Below are 23695 nucleotides of genomic sequence, written 5' to 3' on the forward strand. Positions count from 1 at the left end.
AAAGAAGAAATTTCATCGATTATTTGCATTTTCGCATGTCGCTCGCCGAGAAGATGCTTTGCCAACACTTCCGTCAGGATGCGGTTTGCGTACCCTGGCGGCAGGTTATTGAGCTAACGACGGCCCGTATCACAGGCTGTCCCCGAGCAAATCGGCGTTGCGCTACAGGCCGAGCGCCTTGATGTGTTCGATCGAACGCCGCGCGAAACGGCGCCAGTCGGCCGGATTGTCATGCTCGGTGACGATATGCTCAGTCTTTGTCTGACGGAAGAGTGGTACGAGCTTTTCCCAGTCGATGATGCCGTCGCCGGTCGCCACCCAACCGTCTTCCGCCGTAGTGCCTCCGGGCGCCATGTCCTTCATCTGGATGGCGATGATGCGGTCGACGAATCTCTTGAGTTCGGCCGCCGGATCGGCGCCGGCCCGGGTGATCCAGCCGCAATCGATCTCGAACCAGACATTGTCGCCGCCGCCGTCGAAGATATGGTCGATCGGCCGTGACCCGTCGGCCAGCGGAAAGAATTCGAAATCGTGGTTGTGCCAGGCAAGCTTGAGCCCGTGCTCTGCCGCCTGCTGCGCCCCTTCGGCCAACTGCGCGCCGAGGTTCCTCCAATAATCTGTCGCGGTGCCGCGCTCTTCCGGCGCCACATAGGGCGGGATCATGATAGTGGCGCCGATCGTCAGCGCGATGTCGATGAAACGCTGCGGCTCTTCGACCAGCCCTTTCAGCGGCATATGAAAGCAGTGGCACTTCAGCCCGGCGTCGTCGAGCGCCGTGCGGAAAGCTTTGGCATCGGCCTCATAGGCCGGAAGCCAGGGTTCGATCGCATCGTAGCCGAAAGCCTTCAGCTCGGGAAACTGGGCAAAAAGCGGCGGAAAATTGCGCGAGGAATAAAGCTGGTAGGAGATCGGATAGCGCATGTCTTTGCTCCCTTCGCGCCGGCCCGGTTCTCAGCTTCGGCCGGTGGTACTTTCCCGGATGACGAGATCCGGCTCGATCATGGTAACGCGCGGGTCGGGCAGCGCATCCTTGGCGGCGACGAGCCGCATCAGCCGCTCGACGGCAAGCTCGGTGACGATGTCGACGGCGTAGTTGACGCTCGAAATCGGCGTGGCTGCATGTTCGGCGAATTCGATATTGTCGAAGCCGATGATGGCGACATCCCTAGGTACGTTGACGCCGTTCTTCTGGCACCAGCGCAAGGCGCCGATCGCCAGGGAATCATTGGCGGCAAAGACGCCGGTCGGCCGGTCGGCCACGCTCATCAGCTGGTCCATCGCCCAATAGCCCTTTATCACGGAATGGCCCTGCGGGTCGGCCGTCAGCGCCGGCTCGAAGGCAATGCCGGCTTCCGAAAGCGCCTGCAGGTAGCCTTCGCTCTTTTCCAGATTGCCGAGCGGATTGGCGCTGTCGATGATGCCGATCCTGCGATGGCCGGTGTCGATCAGATGCCGCGTCGCCTTGTAGGCGCCGCGCCTCTCATCGACGCAGACCGCGTCGATGCCGGAATCCGGATCGCCGACCAGCAGCACGATCGGATAATTCGACTGGCGGATCTTGCGGATATGATCGAGCTTGCGGTGGCTGCGGGGATAGATGAGCATGCCGTCGACCTGGCGCGAGCGGAACATTTCCAACGCCCTGATCTCTTCCTCCGCATCGTTGTTGGAGGTGGCAAAGAGCGTGCCGTAGCCCTTGTCGGCGAGCTCCAGTTCGATCGCCTGCGCCGTTCGCATCAATGTCGGATTGGTGATGTCGGTGAGGATGAGGCCGATCGTCTTCGTTTCACGGCTGACCAGCGATTTGGCGATATGGTTCGGCAGGTAGTTGAGCGCCTCGGCGATGCTGCGGATCAGCTGGCGCGTCTCCTCCGGAATGCGCGGACTGCCGCGAAGCGCCAGCGAGACCGTGTTCACGGAGAATCCGGTCTTGTCGGCAATGTCTTTGAGGCGGACGCTCGATCTGGTCATCGTGAGGGCGGCTATATGTCCTGATGCTCAATCTTCCTTCCATAACCTCCTCCGGTGGAAAGCGAAAGCTTCCACGGGGGAAGCGGAAGCTTTCGCCGGGAGAGGGTGGAAGAGAAAGCCGCAGGACCTCGTCCGGCGGCTCTCCTTTACAGCGCCGCGCGTCTCTTCAGACGCGCAAAGGACGCTGTAACGCTTTGAATTACTGCATAATTTTATCCTGAAATCGATTCTGATCTAAGGAATTATGCCGTGGCGTCATTTTCCTTCGGCCCGCAGCCGCTTGATACCCTGGTACTGCAGGCAGTCGGGATGCATCTCCATCAGCTCGATGCGGTTGCCGTCGGGATCCTCGATCCATGCCTGGCGATTGCCGTCGAGCCCCGGTTTGATCTCGGCGGTGAGCTTGATGCCGGCCGCCTGGATCCTTGTCGCCGTCGCATCCAGATCGTCGATCGTAAAGCACATGTGGTTGACGCCGTTGGCGTTCCAGCCGGGCGCCCGGTCGTTTTCGGCGCCGGGGAAGATTTCGAGATAGTGGTCGTCGGTGATGCGGAGATAGACGAGCCAGGTCGAGCCGTCGTCGTTCTTCAGGCGCAGCATCTCGGGAAAGCCAAGGCGTTCGCGGTAGAAGTCGAGCGAGGCGTCGAGGTCCTTGACCTTGATGGCGACATGGCCGTAGCCGGTTATTCCAAGCATGTTTCCTCCTCACCGGCAGCGCCGGGCGCCGCCGTCAACTGTGTTTCGATCAACAGAAGCCAATTTTGAATTAACGATAATACAAAATCACAATTGAACGTCGCGATCGGAATTGTCAACCGCCGGCGGATTCAATCCCAATCGGGACCCCAGTCGGGATCGATGGTACGCTGGTTGCGATCGAGCGCCTCGATGAGGGCGATCTCCTCCTGTTTCAGCCGCAGTTTGCCGGCGGCGAAATTTGAACGGATGCGTTCGGCCCGGCCCGACGTCGGAATGGCGCAATAGCCCTTGGCGAGTTCAAAGGCGATGATCACCTGCTCGACCGTCGCGCCATGATTGCCGGCGATCGCGCAGAGCACCGGATCCCCGGAAAGCGTGCCGCGGGCGATCGGCAGATAGCAGGTGACGATGATGTCGTTCCGCTGACAGTATTCAGCTAGTTTTTTGTTCTGTATCAGCGGGTTGAGCTCGAATTGATTGTTGACGATCCGCCCTTTTCCGACGATTTCTTCTGCCTGTTGCAGCAGCGCGATGGTGAAGTTGGAGACGCCGATCAGCCGCGTCAGTCCCCTCTCCTGCGCCTCGGCGATCTGCGAGAGATAGACCTTCAGGGGAATGGCGCCGTTCGGCGCCGGCCAATGGATGAGCGTCAGGTCGACTTGGTCGATGCGCATCGCTTCCAGGCTCTTTTCGAGTGACGGGATGAGCTTGCCCTCGCCGAAATTGTCGGTCGAGATCTTCGTCGTCATGAAAACCTCGCCCCGCGCAATGGCGGACCGGCGCAAGGCTTCGCCGGTCTCGAATTCGGTATCATAGGTCTGTGCGGTATCGAGATGCCGGTAGCCCGTCTCCAGTGCGCAGAGGATGGCGTCGATGCCCTCCTTGCCGTTGCGGCCATAGGTGCCGAAACCCAGTTGCGGTATAAGTCGCTGATTTTCCATATGTCTTCTCCCTCGTTCCGGTCGCGTTTGGCTTGTTTGGCTGAGCTTTCTGTTCTTTCGGAGCGAAATCGGCCGAAAATCCTCGGTTGACGCATGGGCATTTTTGATCATAGTTTAACGATAATACAAGCCTGTTTATCGGGCTTGGTCCGATGTGGGAGCGTTGGGTCTGGGAGGAAGAGATGCAACTACGCTGGAGCCGGATGATGCCCCAGCTGGCTCTCGCGCCGGCTGTCGCCGTCACCTTCGTCGCATTCATCGGCGCGATCGGCTGGACGGCATGGCTTTCGCTGACCCGCAGCCGCCGCGTTCCGGAATATGAAATCGACTGGAGCGAGTGGACGCGCCAGTATGAGCGGCTCTTCAACGATGCCGGCTGGGCGATCTCCCTGCACAATCTCGTCATTCTCGGTATCGGCAGCGCACTTGCCATCGTCTTCGGCTTCGTCCTCGCCGCGATGATCGATCGCGAATGGCGCGGCGAGAGCTTCTTCCGCACGGTTTTCCTCTATCCGCTTGCCGTCTCGCTGATCGTCACCGGTGCTGCCTGGCGCTGGATCTTCAATCCGCAGCTCGGACTTCAGAATTTCCTGCATGGCCTCGGCTTCACCTCGGTCAGCTTCAACTGGCTGGCGAGCCCCGAGACTGCCATGTACGCGATCATCCTCGCCTCGATCTGGCAAAGTTCCGGCTTCTACATGGCGCTGATGCTCGCCGGCCTGAAATCGATCAACACCGAAATCTGGAGTGCCGCGCGCCTCGACGGCGTCAGCTTCTGGCGGCTCTATCTGGAGATCATCATTCCGATGATGAAGTTCACCTTCATCACCTGCGCCATACTGCTCTCGCTCGGGGTCATCAAGGCCTATGACGTGATTGTGGCGATGACCAATGGCGGGCCGGGCAATTCCACCTGGGTGCCGGCCTATTTCACCATCAACGCGCTCTCGGCAAAGAGCAATATCGGTTATGCCTCGGCCGCCGCCATCACCATGCTCGTCATCACCGCGCTGATCTTCCTGCCGCTGGTGCTGATCACCACCTGGCAGCAGCGCCGGGCGAACGGGGGTTCGCGATGACCGTGGTGACGCAGGCAGCCGTGCTGGACGAGGCGACGAAGGCTTCACCCGGCCCGCGCCAGCCCTTCTTCCCCCGCAAGAGGAAACGTATTCCCGGGCGCTCCGTCGCCATATTGCTGTTCCTGACCATGTGCGCGCTGTTTTTCTGCGTGCCCCTCTATGTCGTCGTCGTCACCTCGTTCAAGACGATGGACCAGATCCGCGAAGGCGCGATCTTTTCGCTGCCGCACGTCTGGACGCTCGAAGCCTGGGACCACGCCTGGAACAAGGCCTGCTCCGGCATCAACTGCAACGGCCTCAAGGTCGGTTTCTGGAATTCGGTGCTGATCCTCTTCCCGTCGCTGATCCTGTCGATCGCGCTGTCGATCGTGACGGGTTATGCGCTGGCGCTCTGGAATGTGCGCTGGGCGAACGCCTTTCTCTTCCTGCTCTTCATCTGCGCCTTCGTGCCCTTCCAGGTCATCATGTATCCGCTGATCCGCATCACCGCGGCGATCGGCATCTACGGCACGCTGTGGGGCATCGCCGTGGTGCACGCGGTGCTGGCCATGCCGGTGCTGACGCTGATCTTTCGCAATTATTACAAGGATATTCCCCAGGAAATCATGCGGGCTGCAATCATCGATTCCGGCTCCTTCTGGCGGATCTTCATCGAGATCATCCTGCCGATGTCGGGCAATATCCTGATCGTCGTGCTGATCCTGCAGATCACCTCGATCTGGAACGACTATCTGATCGGCGTCACCTTCGGCGGGCTCGGCACCCAGCCGATGACCGTCATCCTCGCCAATCTCATCACCGTCTCCACAGGCGTGGTCGCCTATAACGACAACATGGCGGCCGCCCTGCTCACCGCCATTCCGCCCCTCGTCATCTATTTCCTCGTCGGCAAGTTCTTCGTTCAGGGGATCACCGCCGGCGCGATCAAGGGTTGACCCATGCCGCGCATTACCTTCGAACATATCGTCAAATCGTTCGGCGCGGTGACGATCCTCGATGATCTCAATCTCGCGGTCGAGGATGGCGATTTCCTGGTGCTGCTCGGCCCCTCCGGCTGCGGCAAGACCACGCTGCTCAATCTGCTTGCCGGCCTGCTCGAAGTCTCCGACGGCCGCATCACGATCGGCGAGCGCGACGTCACCGATCTCGATCCGAGGGATCGAGGCCTGGCCATGGTCTTCCAGTCCTATGCGCTCTATCCGACCAAGACCGTCTACGGAAACCTGAAATTCGGCCTTGCCGCCAGCCGCCTTGACCGGGCGGAGGTCGAGCGGCGCATCGCCGCTGCCGCCAGGCTGCTGCAGATCGAGCCCCTGCTTGCCCGCAAACCCGGCCAGCTCTCCGGCGGCCAGCGTCAGCGCGTGGCGATCGGCCGGGCGCTCGTCAAGCAGGCCGGCGTCATTCTCTTCGACGAGCCGCTGTCCAATCTCGATGCCAAGCTTCGCACCGAGATGCGCCTGGAGATCAAGAAGCTGCACGACACGCTGAGGCCGACCGTTGTCTATGTCACCCATGACCAGATCGAAGCGATGACCATGGCGACGAAGATCGCGGTCATGGACGGCGGCGTCATCCAGCAATTCGGTACGCCCGACGAGATCTATGGCAAGCCCGCCAATCTTTTCGTCGCTGGCTTCATCGGCGCGCCGGCGATGAATCTTCGTCCGGCGCGGCTGAAGGTGGATGGACATTGCGTCAAGGCGGGCTTCGATACGGGCGATGTCATCAATCTCGGCGACTACGCGTTTTCGCAGCCGCCGGAAAACGGCGCCGAGGTCATCATCGGCCTCAGGCCGGAGCATTTCGTTGTCGCCGATCAGCCGCTCGCCCATGCAGCGGCAAGCTTCGAGCTGCCGCTCAGACATGCCGAACGCACCGGCTCCGATGCCACCGCCTATCTCGGCTTCGGCGATCAATTGCTGGCGCTGCGCGTCGATCCGGACCGCGCCGCCGGCCTCAGTGCCGGCCAGACGGTGCGAGCCGACTTTCCGCGCGGCAAGGCCAATGTCTTTGACGCCCGCACCGGGCGACGAATGTGAATGAGCAACCAAAGGGAGGAATGGAAATGATGAACAGGATACTTGCCGGCATCACCGCCACCATGCTTGCGGGCGCTGCTCCCCTCGGCGCGCAAGCGACCGATCTCGTGATCTACCACACCTGGTCGGCGCCTCCCGAAGTGGCGGCGCTGAACGTGCTCAAGAAGAACCTGGAAGCCAAAGGCGACAGCTGGACCGACATCGCCATCCCGCATGACACCGGCTCCAACGTCAACCTGATGAACCTCGTTGCCGGCGGCAACCCACCGAACCTGTTCATGGAGTCCAATCCCGGCGTCTATCGCGATCTGGTGAAGGCCGGCCTCGGCCGGCCGCTGACGGATTTCTTCAAGGAGCATGGCTACCCGGACAAGTATCCGGATGCGGTGGCCCATTCGATGGTTGTCGACGATCAGGTGATGAAGGTGCCGACCGCGCTGCACATCGACGGCATGGTCTATTACAATATGGACGTCGCCAAGAAAGTCGGCATCGATCCGACGGCCTGGAAATCGCTCGACGAGATGTTTGCCGACTTCGACAAGATCAAGGCGGCGGGCGTCATTCCGCTGGCCGTCGGCGGCCAGCAATGGCAGGTGGGTTACCTCACCCATGCGCTGGCGGCGACGATCGGCGGACCGGACTTCTTCAATAGGATCTATGGCGAAAAGCCCGATCCCGCCGTCTTCGACACGCCGGAATTCCGCCAGGTCTTCGACTATCTGCGCAAATTCCAACAGGCAGCCGACGAAGGCTCGGCCAACCGCGAATGGAACCTCACCACCAATCTCGTCATCACCGGCAAGGCGCTGATGCAGATCCATGGCGACTGGATGAAGGGCGAATGGCTGGCGGCCGGCAAGACCGCCGGCAAGGATTTCGGCTGCATCCAGATCCCCGGCGCAAAAGCCGTGGCTGCCAGCGTCGACAGCTGGGGTCTGCTCGGCGGCCAGCCTGAGGATAAGGACAAGGCCGAACTCGACTTTGCGGCGATCGTCGTCGATCCGAACGTCCAGGCGGAATTCGCCAAGGCCAAGGGCTCGACGCCGGTGCGCCTCGATGCGCCGCAGGACAGTCTCGATGCCTGCTCCAAGGAAGTGCTCCGCATCGTTGCCGATCCGAAGCATCAGGTGCAAAACCCGCATGCCATCAGCGACGCCGACTGGGAGAACTCGATCTGGGACGTGGCCTTCAACTTCTGGAGCGATCCCGACATGAGCGTCGACGACGCAATCGCCAAGATCAAGGAAAACTACAAGACCATTCTCGGCTAGAGCGGTTCTGGCTCGCGGTTTCTCTGAGAGGGGCGGTCCGTTTCCGAAATGGCGGGCCGTCCCACCCCTTCGCAGAAAGGAAATACCGATGGACAAGCGTTTGCTCGACGAAGATGCCGTCATGCAGATCTGCTTCGTGACCGACGATGTGCAGAAGTCCGCCGCCTGGTTCTCGGATCTGACCGGCAAACCGGTGCCGCCGGAAGGCAAGGCTGCCGAGCCGGATGAGGCGCAGGCTGTCTATAACGGCAAGCCCGCCGAGGTCGGCTGCCGCATCATCATGTTCAAGTTCGGCAATATCGATGTCGAGTTCCTGCAGCCCGGCCCGGAGAAAAGCGCCTGGCGTGATCTATTGGAGGAAAAAGGCCCCGGCTGCCACCACATCGCCTTCAAGACGAAGAACCTCACCAAGCGAAACCGCTATCTGGAAGACAAGGGCCACCGCCTGCTCCAGCGCGGCGAATTCGACGGCGGCCATGGGCGTTATGCCTATTATGACACGGTGCCCGATCTCGGCGTGATGATCGAGTTGCTGGAATTCGACAGCGACAAGGAAGCCCAGCCGAAACACGCCTGAAGGGTCACAGAACCTGTGCAATCCGTTTCGGGGCTGTTACCGCCGTGGACGCTGCCTCGACGAAATCGAGCCCGATATCCAGTACCGGCGCGCTGTGCGTCAGCCATCCAACGGAAATGAGATCGACGCCGGAGGCCGCGATCGCGGCGGCCGTTGCCGGCGTGACGCGGCCGGATGCCTCGGTGATGGCCCGGCCGGCGACGATGGCGACCGCCTCACGCAGCTGATCCGGCGTCATATTGTCGAGCAGGACGGCGTCGACGCCGGTCTCCATCGCTTCACGCAGCTGATCGAGGGTGTCCACTTCGACCTCGATCTTCACCATATGGCCGACGCCGGCCCGCGCCCGGCGAATCGCCTCGGCGACGCCGCCGGCGATGGCGACGTGATTGTCCTTGATCAGCACCGCGTCATAAAGGGCGAAACGGTGGTTCATGCCGCCGCCGGCCCGCACCGCATATTTCTCCAGCGCCCTCAACCCCGGCGTCGTCTTGCGCGTGCAGGCGACGGAAGCCTTGGTGCCCCTGATGGCGGCGGCAATCCCGGCCGTCACGGTCGCAATGCCCGAGAGATGGCCGAGAAAATTCAGCGCGGTGCGCTCGGCGCTCAGCAGACCGCGCGACGGGCCTTCGATGGTGGCGATCACGTCACCCGGCTTGACCGCATCGCCGTCCTGGAGATGGCGGCGCATGACGATCTCCGGATCGACGAGGGAAAAGGCCAGTTCCGCGGCATCGAGGCCGGCGATCACGCCTGGCTGCCGGGCGGCCATCACCACTGTCGAGCGGTGATCTGCAGGGATGACCGAGGCCGAGGTGATGTCGCCGGCAAGACCGAGATCTTCGAGCAGCGCTTGCCTGACCAAGGGTTCGACGATCAGGCGCGGAAGGGGAACAAGGCTCATCAGGCGCTCCTTGCAAGGGAATAGGACGGGGTCGCGCGGGCGATCTCCAGCACTTGGGAAAGGCGCATCCGGCGGCGGTTTGCATCGCCGAGCTTCAGCGGAAAATCGGTGCGGGCATGGGCGCCGCGTGATTCCGTCCGCAAGCTGGCGAAAACCGCGATCGAGAGCGCGACGATGGCCGGATCGGCGGCAGGGCTGTTGCCTTCGGCAAGCGGCAGCAGGGCGGCGATGGCGCCATGAATGGCGCCGGCATTGCGCAGCACGCCGAGATGGCGCGAGACGATCGACCGGACGAGCGATGCATCGGCAGGCACCGGCAGGCTCTCGGTGAAGGCGCTTCCGGCAGCACTTGCGGGCATGCCCGATATGTCGCGTGCCGCCCGCATGCCCATGACAGCCGCCTCCAGCAGCGAATTGCTGGCAAGCCGGTTGGCGCCGTGCAGGCCGGTCGAAGCCGCTTCGCCTGCGACCCAGAGACCGGGCACCGAGCTGCGGCCATTTGCAACCGTGGCCACGCCGCCCATGTGATAGTGAACTGCCGGGCGTACCGGGATGAGGTCTTTTGCCGGATCGATGCCGGCCTCGCCGCAAAGGGCGGAGATGACGGGAAAGCGCGTGGCAAAGCGGTTGCCGAGAGCAATGCGGGCATCGAGGAAGACTTTGCCGCCGCGGGCAATTTCGGCGCTGATCGCCCGCGCCACCACGTCGCGCGGCGCAAGCTCGGCGCCTGGAGTGCGGGCCATGAAACGTTCGCCTCGTTCGTTGACGAGCAAGGCCCCCTCGCCGCGCACCGCCTCGCTGATGAGCGCCAGCGGCCTGCGGCGGGAATCGAGTGCTGTCGGATGGAACTGGACGAATTCCATATCGGCGAGATCAGCGCCGGCCCTTGCCGCAAGCGCGATCCCCTGGCCGAAATTGCCCATCGGATTGGTAGTGGCGTCGTAGAGCCCGCCAATGCCGCCGGTGGCGAGCACCACCTTCAATGTCGGCAGAATGGCAGCCCCCTTCGCAGTCGCGCAGAGCAGGCCGGCGACCTTTTCGCCATCCATCAGAATCCGCCGCGCCTCGAAGCCTTCGAGGACTGTTATCACAGGTGTTTTCATCACCGCCTCGATCAGCGCGGCGATGATCGCAGCACCCGACCCGTCGCCTTCGGCATGGACGATGCGGCGGCGGTTATGGGCCGCCTCCAGCCCGAGCGACAGTTGGCCGGCGGCATTCCGGTCGAAACGCACACCGGCTCGCTCCAGCGCGGCAATTGCGGCTGGTGCTTCGGCGATGATGCCGGTGGTGGTCACGGGATCGCAGAGCCCGTCACCGGCGGCAAGCGTATCGGCAAGGTGCAGCGCCGCGCTGTCGTCGGCGCCCATGCTGGCGGCGATGCCGCCCTGCGCCCAGGCGCTCGACGTCTCCGCGCCAAGGGCGGCGCGGGTGACGATCACCGAGGGTTCGGGCGCCAACGTCAGTGCGGTCATCAGCCCCGCAAGGCCGCTGCCGACGATCACCGTGCGTCCGGCCAGATGCTCGAGGACCTCGGTCATATCGCCAGCATCCTCTCGACGGCGCAGCGGGCGGCCACGGCAATTGCCGGATCGACCGTCACCTCGTGGCGGTTTTCCTCAAGGGCGGCGCGGATATTGGCAAGCGTGATCCGCTTCATATGCGGGCAGAGATTGCAGGGGCGAATGAACTCGACATCGGGATGGTGCACGGCGACATTGTCGCTCATCGAGCATTCGGTGAGCAGCACGACGCGCGCCGGCTTCTGCCTGCCGACATAGTCCGACATGACGGCGGTGGAGCCGGCGAAATCGGCTTCGGCCACGACGTCGGGCGGGCATTCCGGATGGGCGAGCACCGTTACGCCGGGATGGTTTTCACGCAGCTGGCGCACATCCTCGGCGGTGAAGAGTTCATGCACCTCGCAATGGCCATGCCAGGCGATGATCTCGACATCCGTCTCGCGGGCGACGTTGCGCGCCAGATATTCGTCCGGGATCATCAGCACCTTCGGTACGCCGAGCGATTCCACGACCTGTTTGGCGTTGCCGGATGTGCAGCAGATGTCGGAGGCGGCCTTCACCGCGGCCGATGTGTTGACATAGGTGATGATGGGCACGCCGGGATGGGCCTGGCGCAGCAGCGCAATATCCTCGGGCGTGATCGAGTCCGCCAGCGAACAGCCGGCGCCGAGATCGGGGATCAGCACGGTTTTTTCGGGGTTCAGCAGCTTGGCGGTCTCGGCCATAAAATGCACGCCGGCCAGCACGATGACATCGGCATCAACCTCGATTGCCTTGCGGGCAAGCGCCAGACTGTCGCCGACGATATCGGCCACGCCGTGGAAGATCTCCGGCGTCTGGTAATTGTGCGCGAGAATGACGGCGTTGCGGCGGCGCTTGAGCTCGAGGATCGCGTCGACGTCATTTTCGAACGTCATCCATTCGGCTTTGGGAATGACGCGGCTAACGCGCTCATAGAGCGAGGATGCGGAAACAGGATAATTCATGACCGGCTCCTAATTATGCTCTCTTTGAGCATATCATAGGCAAAGAGATATTCTCACAGTGAGCATATGTCAATTGCGGGAGAGAGGTAATTTCGTTCCGGCAAGCGCCCGTTCTTCGAGCACCGTGTGGCGGAAGCGGAAGAGCTTGGCCGGCCGGCCGCCGGTTTCGCTTTCGGTTCCGCCGGTTTCCTCGACCAATTCCTGCTGTTCGATGAGCCGGCGGAAGTTCTGCTTGTGCAGCGTCAGCCCCGCCAAGGCCTCGATGGTGCGCTGCAGTCTCAGCAGGGTAAAACTCTCCGGCATCAGCTCGAAGACGACGGGACGGTATTTGATCTTGGCTCGCAGCCGGGCGATCCCGGTCGCGAGAATGCGGCGGTGATCGGCAAACATCGCACGGCCGAGATTGGCCTCCGCCCCGCATCCGGCCTCCGAGACGAGCCCCGCCTCGTAAAGCAATTCGTAGCGCTGCAGCGCCAGATCTTCGTTCCAGCCGCCGCCGTCGAGGCCGAAGGTGAAATCCGCCCGGCGATGGCGATGGTCGCGCCTTGCCGGATCGGCATCGGCCCAGATCTTCAGGCGCGTCATGATTTCATTGAGCACTGGCGGTCGGCCCTGGCGATGGTCTTCCCAGGGGAAATATTCGTACCAGCCGTGCCATCCCGGCCGGCCGGCGCCCGACTGCTCGTTGACGAGGCCGAGATAGCTGATCGAGATCGTCCGTCCGCCTGGGATGTCGTTGTTCCGGTCGCGGTCGGCGAAGGTATAGAGCTGTTCGAGATAGCCGACGGGATGTTCCGTCTGCTCCTGCACCCATTCGCGCAGCCCCGATTGCAGCGTGCGATGCCCCATTTCGAAGGGGCCTGACGGCAGCGCATTGCCGGAGCGGATGGTCATCACGCGCGGCTCGTCCCCCGTCACCGCGACGAGCACCGCAATCAATTCCGCATGCGCAAAGCCGATCGTCACAGGGGACCGAATACTCCGTTCCGAATGGGTCGAACGGATCATTCCTGACACAGGCCGGGACGGAAGCCAATGGAAAGGAAGCGCCTTTGCGGCGCTTCCCACATCATCGAGACAAGAGAGCGGGTTTGCCCTCAGCTATTGCCCGTCTCACTCCTCAACCGATCCAGGAAAACCTTCAGCTCCGCGTCGTCGACGCTGACGAGATGGCGCTTTTCCGGATAGGCGCCGGTCCTGACATCCTCGGCGAACTCGGTGAAGGCGGCGATGCGTTCGCGCTGTAGCCGGTCATGTTCGGCGGCGAAGTTGCGATAGACCTTGGCATGGCGCGGATAGTGATCGCGATTGGCGCCGAGCACGTCGTCGGCGAAGAGATATTGGGCGTCGCAGCCGCTGCCGGCCCCCATGGAGATCATCAGCATCGAGGTGTTGTTGCTGATGGCGGCAGCGACATCCCCCGGCACGACTTCGATTTCGGCGGCGAAGGCGCCGGCCTCTTCCAGCGCCTTGGTCTGCCGCCAGATTTCGGCCGCACTCGCCGCCGTCTTGCCGACGGCGCGGAAGCCGCCGGTCCAGGTCGCCTTCGAAGGGATCAGCCCGAGATGGCCGCAGACAGGGATGCCCTCGTCCCGCAGGCGCCGGATCGTCTGCAGGCTTGCGGCGCAATAGACCGCATCGCCACCGGCCTTCAGCGCCGCGAAAGCCGCACGCAGATAATCCTCCGCCGAGACATGGTCGCCATATTCGAGCCCCGGAATGGCAAAGGGAGTGGGCGCGGCCTCGCGAAAGACCGGCCCGAGCAGCGAGGGCGGCACCGAGACGATATCGATGCCCGCTTTTTCGGCGGCTTCCGCCTCCTCCAGCGTGGTGACGCGCAGCATGGTGAGCTGGCGCTTGCCTTTTTCCGCAAGCAGATCGGCGACTGTTGCGCGTCTATGTTTCTTCATCGTCAAATTCCTTTAAAAAAAGCGGGTGAAAATATCCGCCAGCTCACGCGGCCAGCAGGGATTTCAGCTTGATGTCGCTGGCTGTGAGCGCTGCCGGATCCGGATGGGCGCGCGCTGCGATCAACATTTCGGCGAGCCTGATGTCACGCGCCACGGCATTGCCCGGTCCGATGCCGCTTGCGGCGATCAATCGGCCGGTGGCGTCGAGATGGAAAAGAATGAAGGCGCCTGCGCCGAGATCGCGGCGCTGATGCGTGGCGGCTCCTTCGGCAAGGCCCGCAATCTGCAGCGTCATGTCGTATTGATCCGACCAGAACCACGGCACGGCCGATACGGCCTCGTCGAGGCCGAGCATGTTGGCCGCAGCCAATGTGCCCTGCTCCTGGGCGTTGCGCCAGGATTCGAGCCGCACCCGCCGGCCGCCATAGATCGACAGCGGAAAGGAGCAGCAGTCGCCGGCGGCAAAGACATCCGGCGCCGAGGTCTGCAGATGAATATCGACGGCAATGCCGTTTTCGATAGTAAGCCCCGCTCTTTCGGCGATCTCGACATTCGGCCGGGCACCGATGCCGACAAGGGCGAGATCGGCTTCGATCGCCTCACCGCTCGACAATCTTATCTGGGCTTTGCCGTTTTCCGCAGTCAGCGCCTCGATGGAGACACCGCAGCGGATATCGACTCCCTCGGCGCGGTGGCGCTCGGTCAGCAGATGGGCGATCTCCTCCGGCACGCCGCGCTTCAGCACGCGCTCCAGCCCTTCGATGACCGTGACCTCGGCGCCGAGCAGCCGCGCCGTTGCCGCAAGCTCCAGTCCGATGAACCCGCCACCGATGACGGCGACATGCCGTCCCGGCTTCATGACATCACGCAGCGCCGCTGCATCGTGATGCGTCCTCAGCGCGCGAATATGCGGGCTGCCCTGCGGCGCGCCGGGGAAAGAACGCGCGGCGGCGCCCGTGGCAAGCAGAAGCTTGTCGTAGGAAAGCACGGTAGCGTCCGAAAGCGTGACGGTCCTGGACGCGGTGTCGAGATCGCTTGCCACGAGGCCGGTCAGCAGCCGGATGCCGTTTTCGACATATGTTTCCGCCGCGGCGATGAATTTCGGATCGCTTGCATCGGTGGAGCCGGCCTTCGAGAGCGGCGGCCGTTCATAGGGCGGAAGCGGCTCGGCGCCGACTAGCGTTATCTCGCCGGCAAAGCCCTTTTCCCGCAAGGCGAAGGCAGCGCGCGCACCGCATTCGCCCGCGCCCAGGATGACGTAATGAGCCATGCCGGCCTCCCTCAGAGCGAGATGAAGACGGCGCCGTCTTCGATCTTGACCGGATAGGTCTTGAGATTGACGCAGACCGGCGCACCCTTGGCTTCGCCCGTCTTGTAGTTAAAGCGGCCGTTATGTTTCGGACATTCGATGATCTCATCCATGACAAGCCCGTCGGCGAGATGGATATGTTCATGGGTGCAGAGCCCGTCGGTGGCGAAGAATTCGTCATCCGGGCTGCGATAGACCGCGAAGGTGCGCCCGTCGTGATCGAAGCGGATGACATCCTCCTCGTCGATCTCGTCCTTACCGCAGACCTGAATCCAGTTTCCGCTCATCTTATCCTCCCTCGATTGTCGTTATTGCGCGGCCGGAGCCAGCTCGTTGTGGAATTCCTCGCGATAGGGCCGCGCGGTGGCCGGCAATTCGCGCTTCAGGAAATAGTCCTCGTTGCGCAGCTGGCGCAGGAAGGCCGGGATCATCTCGCGATAACCCGACAAGATCGACGGGTTCGGCGCCGGCAGGTCGTGCTTGATCATCGCATGCAGCTGCGGCAGCGCGTGGTAGGGCACCATCGGAAACATGTGATGTTCGACGTGGTAGTTCATGTTCCAGTAGATGAAGCGGCTGATCGGGTTCATGTAGACCGTACGGCTGTTCAGCCTGTGGTCGATCACATTGTCGGCAAGGCCGCCATGCTGCAGCAGTCCGGTCAGCACATGGTGCCAGGCGCCGTAAAGGCGCGGCAGGCCGATCAGCATCAGCGGCAGGATCGAGCCCGTGGCGATCGCCGCGGCGATCGTCGCGACATAGATCGCCAGCCAGATGCGGGCGAAACGGATCGCCTTCGGCTGCTCCATCTCGGGAATGAAGGTTTTTTCCGCCGCGCTGACGCCGCCGAAGGCATTGCGCAGCATGTCGACGACCGCATGCCAGGCGTCGAGGATGCCGAAGAAATTGAGCACCAGCTGCAAGAGATCCGGCGGCCGCATGACGGCGATCTCTGGATCGCGGCCGACGATCACCGTATCGGTGTGATGGCGCGCATGACTCCAGCGCCAGGTCACCGGATTGCGCATGATCATGAAGCAGGCAATCTGATAGACGGCATCGTTCATCCAGCGCGTCTTGAAGGCGGTGCCATGACCGCATTCATGCCAGCGGCTGTCGGAGGCCGAACCGTAGAGCACGCCATAGGCAAGGAAGAATGGCAGCGCGATCCACGAGCCCCAGAAATAGATGACGAGCCCGGCCAAGACCGCCATGCTGCCGAGCCAGATGACCGTGTCGCGGATCGCCGGCGCATCGGAGCGCTGCATCAGCGCCTTCATCTCCTTGCGCGGAATGTCGGTGTGATACCATTCGGCTGCCGCCAGCCCCGTCTCGACGGCGGTGCGGCCGCTTTCGCCGAGCAGGTCGTAGTCACGTTTCTTTGTCTGGGTCGCCATTATCCGCCTCCCGTTATGCCCTTGCCTGGGAGAATAGGTTGACTTTGGCAGGCGCTCAATGCAGGCTTGATATATTCTATCAAAAGCCATCATGAATGGCTTGCATTCATGATTGAATCCATCAGGAACGCTCATGCGCCGTCCAACCATATCCGATCTTGCCCGCGCCTCCGGCGTCAGCGTCGCCACCGTCGACCGTGTTCTCAACGCGCGCCACCGGGTGCGCGAGGAAACAGCGCGGCGGGTCTATGATGCGGCGCAGTCGATCGGCTATCACGCCGTCGGCCTGATCAAGCAGCGCGTCTTCGAGGATCTGCCGCAATACAAGCTCGCCTTCCTGCTGCAGAAACCAACGCAGTCCTTCTACCAGAGCTTCGCGCGCGAGATCGAAACCGCAGCGCGGGCGCTGACGACGGCGCGCATCCAGACTCAGATCGAGTTTCCCTCCGCGGCGACACCGGCCGCGATCGTCGAAAAGATCAAGACGCTTGGTGCCCGCAACCAGGCCGTTGCGCTCGTCGGCCCGGATTATCCGGCGGTGACGACGGCGGTGGAGGAACTGAAGGAGCGCGGCATTCCGGTCTTCTCGCTGCTCTCCGATCTCGCCACGGGCGTGCGCGACGCCTATGTCGGCGTCAACAACCGCAAGGTCGGGCGCACCGCCGCCTGGACGATCGCGCGCACGGCGCGCCAGCCTGGCAAGGTCGCCTGTTTCGTCGGCAGCCACCGCTTCCACGGCCATGAGCTGCGGGAAATCGGCTTCCGCTCCTATTTTCGCGAGAATGCGCCGGAGTTCGATGTCGTCGACACGCTGATCAATCTCGAGACTGCCGAAATCACCCATGAGGCGACGTTGACGCTGCTGCAGAAACATCCCGATCTCGTCGGTCTCTATGTCTGCGGCGGCGGCATGGAGGGGGCGATCTCGGCGTTCCGCGAAGAAGGCGTCGGCGGCAAGATCGTGCTGGTGGTCAACGAGTTGACCCCCGACAGCAAAGCCGGCCTTGCCGACGATGTCGTCGCCATGGCGATCGGCACGCCCCTGCCTGCCCTCTGCAAGGAGCTGATGGTGCTGATGACGAGCGCCATCGAAAACGGCGAAACGGCGGTTCCCGGACAACTCTTCCTGCCTTTCGACATTCATATCTCGGAGAACATCTAAACAATGATGGAATTCCATCATTTCGTTGGAAATTCTCTCAGGAATGAAAGCGACCGCCGGCAATGACGGATGGATTGCGACGCGAATTCCGATAGAGATTCGCTGACCCATTCATGAGGACTGCTCCGGCGTGACGCGGAGATCAGGAGGAGATATCAAGCATGACTACGATCCGTTTTGCGCTCAACCACATGGCCGCCCCATCGCTTGCCATCGACGACTTTTTTGCACTGGCCAGATCGCTCGGCATCGATGCCGTCGAGATCCGCAACGACCTTTCGGGCAATGCCATCCTTGACGGCACCAAACCCGAAACGATCAAGGACGCGGCTGCCCGCCATGGCGTAACGATCATCTCGATCAACGCCCTGCAGCGCTTCAACGAGTGGAACGCGACCAGGGCTGCCGAAGCGCAGGAACTGATCGACTATGCCAGCGCGTCGGGCGCCAAGGCGCTCGTCCTCGTTCCGAAGAACGACGGCACCGGCTGCGCCGATGGCGAACGGCAGGCCAATCTGCGCCGGTCTCTGGCGGCGCTGAAGCCGATGCTCGAGAAGGCCGGCATCATCGGTCTCGTCGAGCCGCTCGGTTTCGAGATCTGCTCGCTTCGCTCGAAGACCGAGGCGGCCGAGGCAATCAGGGAGCTCGGCGCGGAATCGACCTTCAGGCTTGTCCACGACACCTTCCACCATCACCTTGCCGGCGAAGCGGCGACCTTCCCTGAGCTGGCCGGCCTCGTGCACATCTCCGGAGTCAGTGATCCCACAGTTTCCGTCGCCGATATGCGCGATTCCCATCGCGTGCTCGTGGACGGCGACGACCGGCTCGATAATGCCGGGCAGATCAGGGCGCTGCTGCAGGCTGGCTATAAGGGTCCGTTCTCTCTTGAGCCCTTTGCAGCGGAAGTTCATGCGGTCAAGGACCCGTCCGGGGCGCTTCGCACCAGCATGGACTATCTCAGCGCACGGGTTTGAGACCTGAGTGAAACGTCGCCTGATACTGTTATTGGTGTCGGGACGGCGGGGGAACGATTGTCACGATTGGCCGCGCTGGCGCGGCCAATCGCTTGAAGTTATTCCCTGCCTCTGAACCGGCGTTGATAGGCCGGATCATAAAGTGAACTTTCGCGGAAATCCTCGGCCGCGAGCGAAGGGCCGACGAAGATGATCGCCGTGCGTTCGATCGGTTCGACCGCAACCTTTGCTTCGATATCGGCGAGCGTGCCACGGAGGATGCGCTCGTCCGGCCAGGAGGCCTTGACGACGATGGCGACCGGGCAGTCGACGCCGTAAAGCGGGGTCAATTCCTCCACCACTTGGCTCAGCGCATGGATGGCCAGATGGATCGCCAGCGTGGCGCCCGTCGCGCCGAATTTTGCCAGCGTCTCGTCGTTCGGCATCGGTGATGCGCGGCCGGAAACGCGGGTCAGCACCAGGCTCTGCGCCACTGCCGGGATCGTCAGCTCGCGCCCAAGCGTCGAGGCGGCGGCGGCAAAGGCTGGAACACCTGGCGTCATTGTATAGTCGATGCCGTGTTTTTGCAGCCGGCGCACCTGTTCGGCCACCGCACTCCAGACGGAGAGATCGCCGGAATGCAGCCGGGCGACATCCTGGCCGGCCGCGGCAGCGCGAAGATATTCCGCCTCGATCTCGTCAAGCGACATCGGCGCCGTATCGACGATGCGTGCGCCCGGCGGGCAATATTGCAGCAGTTCGGGCGAGACGATCGAGCCGGCATAGAGACAGACCGGGCATTGGGTGATGAGATCGCGGCCGCGCACCGTGATCAGATCCGCAGCACCTGGGCCAGCGCCGATGAAATGCACCGTCATCTCGTCATCCTTTCGTCCAGCGCCACTGCGTCACCGGCATCGCCGGCCGCCAGCCGCTCATGCCGCCGACGGGCTGGGCGCGCGATATTTCGATCCGCGTGAGGGAGCCGCCGCGTTTGGCATGTTCGCCGAGCAGCGCGGCTTCCATCTCCAGCGTCACGGCATTGGCAACGAGCCGCCCTCCCCGCTTCAGCGCGGCGATCGCAGTCTCGATAACACCCGGTTCGCTGCCGCCGCCCCCGAGGAAAATCACATCCGGTTCCGGCAGGCCCTTCAGCGCGAGGGGCGCTGTCCCCTCGACAACGGCAAGATGCGGCACGCCGAAGGCGGTTGCATTGCGGGCGACCCGTGCGGCCCGCTCCGGCGATTGCTCGACAGCGATTGCCTTCAGACTGGGATCGGCGAGCATCCATTCGATGCCGATCGAGCCCGCGCCGGCGCCGATATCCCAGAGCAGTTCGCCGTGACGCGGCGCGAGCGCCGAAAGCGTCATCGCCCGGATTTCACGCTTGGTGATTTGTCCGTCATGCTCGAACAGCTCGTCCTCGATCCCTGCAGCATAAGGCAGGATGCGAGCCCCCTCCCCTGCCGCAACATCGACGGCGCAGACATTCAGAGGATCGATGTCCACGAGATCGAAATCCGCCGCCACAGCACGTCTTTGCCGCTCCCGCGCGCCGCCAAGCGCCTCGAGCACGGTAAGCTGCGACTGACCGAAGCCGGTCGCGGCAAGCAGGGCAGCCAGATCGCCGGGGCCCTTTTCGTCCGAGGTGAGCGCGAGGATGCGCCGCCCGGGATGCAGATGCGGCCGGATCAGGTCGATCGGCCGTCCATGCAGCGAGACCGCCGCGACCTCCTGCAGCGGCCAGCCAAGGCGGGAGGCAGCAAGGCTGAAGGCCGAGGGCGCCGGAATGATGCGCATCTCGTCCGCCGCCACGTGGCGGGAGAGCGTTGCGCCGACGCCGTAGAGGAAGGGGTCGCCGGAGGCGAGCACGACAACAGGCGTGCCGCGCCTTTCAAGAATGGCGTCGACCGAGCGTTCGAACGGGCTCTGCCAGGAAAGCTTTTCGCCTGATATCAGCGAGGCCGCGAGTGCATGATGGCGCGCACCGCCGAAGACCGCAGGTGCTGCCGCGATCAGCCTCTTCGCCTCCTCACCCAACCCTTCTGGACCATCTTCGCCGATGCCGATAATAGTCAGCCAGCGCTGGCCGGACGCAGGAGAGACATCAGACATGGGAAGACCCCGCATCCTGATCCTGGGCGGCACCAGCGAGGCGCGCTTGTTGGCCGCGGCGCTCGCGGCGCGCGACGATTGCGATGTTATGCTGTCGCTTGCCGGACGCATCGAGAAACCGGCCGTACAGCCTGTTCCGGTCCGCATCGGCGGTTTCGGCGGCGCTGCCGCACTCGCCGATTTCCTGACGGCCGGCGGCTATCATCTGCTGATCGACGCCACGCATCCTTTTGCCGAACGGATTTCGGCCAATGCCGCTTTTGCCGCTGAGGTCACCGGTATCGCTGCGATCGCTCTGCGCCGTCCCGAATGGCAACGCGAAGCCGGCGATCGCTGGCGGGAGGTGCAGAGCATTCCGGCGGCTATCGAAGCGCTCGGCCCTTCCCCCCGCCAGGTCTTCCTGGCGACGGGCCGGCAGGGCGCGCATCATGCGGAAGCCGCGCCGCAACATCACTATCTTGTCCGCAGCGTCGATCCTGTCGAGCCGCCGCTTGCGCTTGATCATGTCGATTATCTGCTTGATCGCGGTCCGTTCACGCTGGAAGGCGAATGCGATCTCCTGAGGCAGCACCACATCGACATCATCGTCGCCAAAAACAGCGGCGGTGCCGCCACCTATGCGAAGATCGAGGCAGCCCGGCTGCTCGGCATCGAGGTGTTGATGGTCGCGCGTGCGCCGGCCTCCGCGGTCACGACGGTCGACACGGTCGAAGCGGCGCTGGCAGTGATCGATCACCTGTTTCCTCCCGCCATGAACCGCGGGGTATAGACGAGGTCCAGCCTGCCCGGCCGCGCGACGACGCGTGTCTCGGCGGAGCCGATGATGATGCAGGTCGCCATATCGGCAATCGACGCGTCCGCTTGCGACAGCTGCTGTAATGCGATGCGTTCGTCCGGGCGCCCGGCGGCGCGCCCGAAAATAACCGGCGTTGTTGCCGGCAGATGGTTGCGCAACAGCTTGAAGGCATCGCCGAGTTGCCACGGCCGCGCCCGGCTGATCGGATTGTAGAGCGCGATGACGAAACCCGCTTTCGCCGCCAGCTCAAGGCGGGTTTCGATTATATTCCAAGGCTTTAGATTATCAGACAGCGATATGGCGCAGAAATCGTGACCAAGCGGGGCGCCGGCTCTTGCCGCCACGGCCAGCATTGCCGTGATGCCGGGCAGAATGGTGAGATCGACCGAGCGCCAGGCGGCCGGCCCGTTCTCAATCGCCTCGCAGACGGCGGCGGCCATGGCAAAGACGCCGGGGTCGCCGCCGGAGACGACGCAGACTTTCGCGCCGTCAGCCGCCATGGCCAGGGCTGCCCCCGCCCGGTCGAGTTCCTCGCGATTGTCCGAGGCATGGCGCAGCTGATCGTCGCGGAGTTGCAGCCTGTCGAGATAGGGTCCGTAGCCGAAGAAATCCGTTGCCTGGTCGACGACGGCCAAAGCCTCCGGCGTCATCTGCTCGGGATTGCCGGGGCCGGTGCCGATCACGAAAAGCCTGCCGCTCATCGGCTCGCCTCCCAGCCAGGCACCAGCACGAGCGAAAAATACGGCGCATCGCCATCGCTCCTGTCGGCAAGCTTTTCCATCGCCGCATTGGCCATGGTGCCGCGCTCGACATAGACGGCTTCCGCAAGCCGGCCGGCTGCCGCCAAGGCCCGGCGGATCTTCGGCAGATTGCGGCCGACCTTCATGATGACGGCGGCTTGCGTGTCGGCAAGACGACGTGTCAGCTCGGTTTCCGCCATCGTACCCGGCAGTACGGAAAGCACATCGTCACCCTGGACGATCGGCATGCCGGCCAGCGACCAGCAGCCCGACATGGCGCTGATGCCCGGGATCACTTCCGTCGGGTAGCGCTGGGAAAGTCTGACATGCAGATGCATATAGGAGCCATAGAAGAGCGGATCGCCTTCACTGAGAACGGCGACTGTCAGTCCGGCATCGAGATGGTCGGCCACCGACTTGGCGGACTGATCGTAGAATTCAGTGATCAGCCTCTGGTAGCGTTCGTCGTTCTTGTCGATCTCGGTTGTCACCGGATAATAGAGCGGCAGCAGCGTCACCCCGGATTTCAGCAGCGGTTCGACGATCGCCTTGCCGTTGCCGCCCCTGCCCTGTTTGGCGAAATAGGCGATGACGTCAGCGGCTTCGATGGCGCGCACGGCTTTGAGGGTGAGGAGCTCCGGGTCGCCGGGACCCGTCCCGACGCCGATGAGACGGCCGCTTGTGGTCATAGGCCGGGCCTCGCCAGTGCATTGATGGCGGCTGCCGTCATGGCGCTGCCGCCGAGCCGGCCGCGGACGATGGCGAAGGGGACGCCGTAGGAATTCTCCGCCAGCGCATCCTTGGATTCGGCGGCACCGACGAAGCCCACAGGCATGCCGAGGATCGCCGCGGGTTTCGGGGCGCCGTCGCGCAGGAGTTCGAGCAGATGGAAGAGGGCGGTCGGCGCATTGCCGATGGCGACAACGCTTCCGCCGAGCCGATCGAGCCAGAGATGCATGGCGGCGGCCGAGCGGGTATTGCCGGTCTCGCGTGCAAGCTCCGGTGTCGCGGGATCACGCAGCGTACAGATCACCTCGTTCAGCGCGGGCAGCCGCGCCCGGGTGACACCATGGGATACCATTTCCGCGTCGCAGAAGATCGGCGCCCCACCTTTCAGCGCATCGCGCGCCGCGCCGACGACATCGGCGGAGAACAGGAAATGCTCCGCCGCCTCGACGAGCCCGCAGGCATGGATCATGCGCACGGCGATTTCGGCTTGATCTTCGGTAAAGCGCGAAAGATCGGCCTCGGCGCGGATGATCGCAAAGGAACGCTCGTAAATCGCGTCGCCGCTGCGGATATAATCGTAGTCTGGCATTC

Annotated in this window: 25 protein-coding genes; 8 read left to right on the top strand and 17 right to left on the bottom strand. The window is 63.1% G+C overall.

Annotation, left to right across the window (positions count from 1 at the left end):
• Window positions 1-162: 162 nt before the first annotated feature.
• The 4 genes from ACMUVN_RS08920 to ACMUVN_RS08935 all read right to left on the bottom strand — a co-directional run bounded on the left by ACMUVN_RS08920 (window position 163) and on the right by ACMUVN_RS08935 (window position 3611).
• A complete protein-coding gene (locus ACMUVN_RS08920; protein WP_028759030.1) occupies window positions 163-921 on the bottom strand; it encodes a sugar phosphate isomerase/epimerase family protein in 759 nt (252 codons plus the stop codon).
• A gap of 30 nt (window positions 922-951) precedes the next feature.
• The gene (locus ACMUVN_RS08925) at window positions 952-1971 is read right to left on the bottom strand and encodes a LacI family DNA-binding transcriptional regulator (protein WP_028759029.1); all 1020 of its coding nucleotides are present in this window, start codon (window positions 1969-1971) and stop codon (window positions 952-954) included.
• Window positions 1972-2226: 255 nt separating this feature from the next.
• A complete protein-coding gene (locus ACMUVN_RS08930; RefSeq protein ID WP_028758309.1) occupies window positions 2227-2667 on the bottom strand; it encodes a VOC family protein in 441 nt (146 codons plus the stop codon).
• Between the two features lie 131 nt (window positions 2668-2798).
• Entirely contained in the window at window positions 2799-3611 is an 813-nt protein-coding gene (locus ACMUVN_RS08935; RefSeq protein ID WP_028758308.1) for an aldo/keto reductase, read from the bottom strand.
• A 182-nt stretch (window positions 3612-3793) separates the two neighbouring features.
• Between ACMUVN_RS08935 and ACMUVN_RS08940 the strand changes: the two genes are divergently transcribed.
• The 5 genes from ACMUVN_RS08940 (at window position 3794) to ACMUVN_RS08960 (ending at window position 8580) form a co-directional block, all read left to right on the top strand.
• Complete coding sequence (locus tag ACMUVN_RS08940; RefSeq protein WP_049816520.1) at window positions 3794-4690, top strand: carbohydrate ABC transporter permease; 897 nt, start codon at window positions 3794-3796, stop codon at window positions 4688-4690.
• Window positions 4687-5625 carry a carbohydrate ABC transporter permease gene (locus tag ACMUVN_RS08945; protein ID WP_028758306.1) on the top strand — a complete coding sequence of 313 codons (939 nt, stop codon included), beginning with the start codon at window positions 4687-4689 and terminating at the stop codon, window positions 5623-5625. The genes ACMUVN_RS08940 and ACMUVN_RS08945 overlap by 4 nt, the downstream gene beginning before the upstream one ends.
• A gap of 3 nt (window positions 5626-5628) precedes the next feature.
• Complete coding sequence (locus ACMUVN_RS08950; RefSeq protein WP_028758305.1) at window positions 5629-6729, top strand: ATP-binding cassette domain-containing protein; 1101 nt, start codon at window positions 5629-5631, stop codon at window positions 6727-6729.
• Between the two features lie 26 nt (window positions 6730-6755).
• Entirely contained in the window at window positions 6756-8003 is a 1248-nt protein-coding gene (locus ACMUVN_RS08955) for an ABC transporter substrate-binding protein (RefSeq protein WP_028758304.1), read from the top strand.
• An 88-nt stretch (window positions 8004-8091) separates the two neighbouring features.
• Window positions 8092-8580 (top strand): VOC family protein, encoded by a 489-nt coding sequence (locus ACMUVN_RS08960; protein WP_097622413.1) that lies wholly within the window; start codon window positions 8092-8094, stop codon window positions 8578-8580.
• 4 nt (window positions 8581-8584) lie between these two features.
• On the opposite strand, the gene nadC is transcribed toward ACMUVN_RS08960, so the two are convergent.
• The 8 genes from nadC to ACMUVN_RS09000 all read right to left on the bottom strand — a co-directional run bounded on the left by nadC (window position 8585) and on the right by ACMUVN_RS09000 (window position 16609).
• Window positions 8585-9484: a carboxylating nicotinate-nucleotide diphosphorylase gene (nadC, locus tag ACMUVN_RS08965; protein ID WP_028758302.1), complete on the bottom strand. Its 900-nt coding sequence runs from the start codon at window positions 9482-9484 to the stop codon at window positions 8585-8587.
• Window positions 9484-11025, bottom strand: a complete 1542-nt coding sequence (locus ACMUVN_RS08970) for an L-aspartate oxidase (protein ID WP_028758301.1) — start codon at window positions 11023-11025, stop codon at window positions 9484-9486. Before ACMUVN_RS08970 ends, nadC begins: the two co-directional genes overlap by 1 nt.
• Window positions 11022-11993 carry a quinolinate synthase NadA gene (gene nadA, locus ACMUVN_RS08975; protein ID WP_028758300.1) on the bottom strand — a complete coding sequence of 324 codons (972 nt, stop codon included), beginning with the start codon at window positions 11991-11993 and terminating at the stop codon, window positions 11022-11024. The genes ACMUVN_RS08970 and nadA overlap by 4 nt, the downstream gene beginning before the upstream one ends.
• 69 nt (window positions 11994-12062) lie before the next feature.
• A complete protein-coding gene (locus tag ACMUVN_RS08980; protein WP_179877526.1) occupies window positions 12063-13061 on the bottom strand; it encodes an NUDIX hydrolase in 999 nt (332 codons plus the stop codon).
• A 29-nt stretch (window positions 13062-13090) separates the two neighbouring features.
• Entirely contained in the window at window positions 13091-13903 is an 813-nt protein-coding gene (locus ACMUVN_RS08985) for a 3-methyl-2-oxobutanoate hydroxymethyltransferase (RefSeq protein WP_028758298.1), read from the bottom strand.
• 43 nt (window positions 13904-13946) lie between these two features.
• Window positions 13947-15173: an FAD-dependent oxidoreductase gene (locus tag ACMUVN_RS08990; RefSeq protein ID WP_028758297.1), complete on the bottom strand. Its 1227-nt coding sequence runs from the start codon at window positions 15171-15173 to the stop codon at window positions 13947-13949.
• Window positions 15174-15184: 11 nt separating this feature from the next.
• Entirely contained in the window at window positions 15185-15499 is a 315-nt protein-coding gene (locus tag ACMUVN_RS08995; RefSeq protein WP_028758296.1) for a MocE family 2Fe-2S type ferredoxin, read from the bottom strand.
• A gap of 21 nt (window positions 15500-15520) precedes the next feature.
• Window positions 15521-16609 (bottom strand): fatty acid desaturase, encoded by a 1089-nt coding sequence (locus tag ACMUVN_RS09000; RefSeq protein WP_028758295.1) that lies wholly within the window; start codon window positions 16607-16609, stop codon window positions 15521-15523.
• Between the two features lie 133 nt (window positions 16610-16742).
• Here ACMUVN_RS09000 and ACMUVN_RS09005 point away from each other — a divergent pair, with 133 nt between their 5' ends.
• Together ACMUVN_RS09005 and ACMUVN_RS09010 are read left to right on the top strand one after the other, a co-directional pair.
• Entirely contained in the window at window positions 16743-17771 is a 1029-nt protein-coding gene (locus ACMUVN_RS09005) for a substrate-binding domain-containing protein (protein WP_028758294.1), read from the top strand.
• Window positions 17772-17932: 161 nt separating this feature from the next.
• Window positions 17933-18745 (top strand): TIM barrel protein, encoded by an 813-nt coding sequence (locus ACMUVN_RS09010; RefSeq protein WP_028758293.1) that lies wholly within the window; start codon window positions 17933-17935, stop codon window positions 18743-18745.
• Between the two features lie 98 nt (window positions 18746-18843).
• On the opposite strand, the gene cobM is transcribed toward ACMUVN_RS09010, so the two are convergent.
• Window positions 18844-19602, bottom strand: a complete 759-nt coding sequence (gene cobM / locus ACMUVN_RS09015; RefSeq protein ID WP_028758292.1) for a precorrin-4 C(11)-methyltransferase — start codon at window positions 19600-19602, stop codon at window positions 18844-18846.
• A 4-nt stretch (window positions 19603-19606) separates the two neighbouring features.
• Window positions 19607-20839 (bottom strand): bifunctional cobalt-precorrin-7 (C(5))-methyltransferase/cobalt-precorrin-6B (C(15))-methyltransferase, encoded by a 1233-nt coding sequence (locus ACMUVN_RS09020; protein WP_028758291.1) that lies wholly within the window; start codon window positions 20837-20839, stop codon window positions 19607-19609.
• Between ACMUVN_RS09020 and ACMUVN_RS09025 the strand changes: the two genes are divergently transcribed.
• Entirely contained in the window at window positions 20838-21608 is a 771-nt protein-coding gene (locus ACMUVN_RS09025; protein WP_028758290.1) for a cobalt-precorrin-6A reductase, read from the top strand. The two genes, ACMUVN_RS09020 and ACMUVN_RS09025, sit on opposite strands and share 2 nt — an antisense overlap.
• On the opposite strand, the gene ACMUVN_RS09030 is transcribed toward ACMUVN_RS09025, so the two are convergent.
• From ACMUVN_RS09030 to ACMUVN_RS09040, 3 genes are read right to left on the bottom strand one after another with little or no spacing between them, the layout of a single operon-like run.
• Complete coding sequence (locus ACMUVN_RS09030) at window positions 21572-22336, bottom strand: precorrin-3B C(17)-methyltransferase (protein WP_047611991.1); 765 nt, start codon at window positions 22334-22336, stop codon at window positions 21572-21574. The genes ACMUVN_RS09025 and ACMUVN_RS09030 overlap by 37 nt on opposite strands.
• The gene (locus ACMUVN_RS09035; RefSeq protein ID WP_028758288.1) at window positions 22333-23064 is read right to left on the bottom strand and encodes a precorrin-2 C(20)-methyltransferase; all 732 of its coding nucleotides are present in this window, start codon (window positions 23062-23064) and stop codon (window positions 22333-22335) included. The genes ACMUVN_RS09030 and ACMUVN_RS09035 overlap by 4 nt, the downstream gene beginning before the upstream one ends.
• A complete protein-coding gene (locus ACMUVN_RS09040) occupies window positions 23061-23693 on the bottom strand; it encodes a precorrin-8X methylmutase (protein WP_025570630.1) in 633 nt (210 codons plus the stop codon). Before ACMUVN_RS09040 ends, ACMUVN_RS09035 begins: the two co-directional genes overlap by 4 nt.
• Window positions 23694-23695: the final 2 nt, after the last annotated feature.

This window comes from Rhizobium sp. IY2, from assembly GCF_047532935.1.
GTDB classification, from domain to species: domain Bacteria; phylum Pseudomonadota; class Alphaproteobacteria; order Rhizobiales; family Rhizobiaceae; genus Rhizobium; species Rhizobium anhuiense.

Excerpts from the sequence above, each read along its gene's own strand:
- cobM (WP_028758292.1), bottom strand. The coding sequence starts at position 19,602 with ATGACGGTGCATTTCATCGGCGCTGGCCCAGGTGCTGCGGATCTGATC.
- nadC (WP_028758302.1), bottom strand. The coding sequence starts at position 9,484 with ATGAGCCTTGTTCCCCTTCCGCGCCTGATCGTCGAACCCTTGGTCAGG.
- ACMUVN_RS08925 (WP_028759029.1), bottom strand. The coding sequence starts at position 1,971 with ATGACCAGATCGAGCGTCCGCCTCAAAGACATTGCCGACAAGACCGGA.
- ACMUVN_RS09030 (WP_047611991.1), bottom strand. The coding sequence starts at position 22,336 with ATGAGCGGCAGGCTTTTCGTGATCGGCACCGGCCCCGGCAATCCCGAG.
- ACMUVN_RS08950 (WP_028758305.1), top strand. The coding sequence starts at position 5,629 with ATGCCGCGCATTACCTTCGAACATATCGTCAAATCGTTCGGCGCGGTG.
- ACMUVN_RS09025 (WP_028758290.1), top strand. The coding sequence starts at position 20,838 with ATGGGAAGACCCCGCATCCTGATCCTGGGCGGCACCAGCGAGGCGCGC.
- ACMUVN_RS09035 (WP_028758288.1), bottom strand. The coding sequence starts at position 23,064 with ATGACCACAAGCGGCCGTCTCATCGGCGTCGGGACGGGTCCCGGCGAC.
- ACMUVN_RS08945 (WP_028758306.1), top strand. The coding sequence starts at position 4,687 with ATGACCGTGGTGACGCAGGCAGCCGTGCTGGACGAGGCGACGAAGGCT.
- ACMUVN_RS08960 (WP_097622413.1), top strand. The coding sequence starts at position 8,092 with ATGGACAAGCGTTTGCTCGACGAAGATGCCGTCATGCAGATCTGCTTC.
- ACMUVN_RS08935 (WP_028758308.1), bottom strand. The coding sequence starts at position 3,611 with ATGGAAAATCAGCGACTTATACCGCAACTGGGTTTCGGCACCTATGGC.
- ACMUVN_RS09020 (WP_028758291.1), bottom strand. The coding sequence starts at position 20,839 with ATGTCTGATGTCTCTCCTGCGTCCGGCCAGCGCTGGCTGACTATTATC.
- ACMUVN_RS08995 (WP_028758296.1), bottom strand. The coding sequence starts at position 15,499 with ATGAGCGGAAACTGGATTCAGGTCTGCGGTAAGGACGAGATCGACGAG.
- ACMUVN_RS08955 (WP_028758304.1), top strand. The coding sequence starts at position 6,756 with ATGATGAACAGGATACTTGCCGGCATCACCGCCACCATGCTTGCGGGC.
- ACMUVN_RS08930 (WP_028758309.1), bottom strand. The coding sequence starts at position 2,667 with ATGCTTGGAATAACCGGCTACGGCCATGTCGCCATCAAGGTCAAGGAC.
- nadA (WP_028758300.1), bottom strand. The coding sequence starts at position 11,993 with ATGAATTATCCTGTTTCCGCATCCTCGCTCTATGAGCGCGTTAGCCGC.
- ACMUVN_RS08990 (WP_028758297.1), bottom strand. The coding sequence starts at position 15,173 with ATGGCTCATTACGTCATCCTGGGCGCGGGCGAATGCGGTGCGCGCGCT.
- ACMUVN_RS08985 (WP_028758298.1), bottom strand. The coding sequence starts at position 13,903 with ATGAAGAAACATAGACGCGCAACAGTCGCCGATCTGCTTGCGGAAAAA.
- ACMUVN_RS08970 (WP_028758301.1), bottom strand. The coding sequence starts at position 11,025 with ATGACCGAGGTCCTCGAGCATCTGGCCGGACGCACGGTGATCGTCGGC.
- ACMUVN_RS09010 (WP_028758293.1), top strand. The coding sequence starts at position 17,933 with ATGACTACGATCCGTTTTGCGCTCAACCACATGGCCGCCCCATCGCTT.
- ACMUVN_RS09040 (WP_025570630.1), bottom strand. The coding sequence starts at position 23,693 with ATGCCAGACTACGATTATATCCGCAGCGGCGACGCGATTTACGAGCGT.
- ACMUVN_RS09000 (WP_028758295.1), bottom strand. The coding sequence starts at position 16,609 with ATGGCGACCCAGACAAAGAAACGTGACTACGACCTGCTCGGCGAAAGC.
- ACMUVN_RS09005 (WP_028758294.1), top strand. The coding sequence starts at position 16,743 with ATGCGCCGTCCAACCATATCCGATCTTGCCCGCGCCTCCGGCGTCAGC.
- ACMUVN_RS08920 (WP_028759030.1), bottom strand. The coding sequence starts at position 921 with ATGCGCTATCCGATCTCCTACCAGCTTTATTCCTCGCGCAATTTTCCG.
- ACMUVN_RS08940 (WP_049816520.1), top strand. The coding sequence starts at position 3,794 with ATGCAACTACGCTGGAGCCGGATGATGCCCCAGCTGGCTCTCGCGCCG.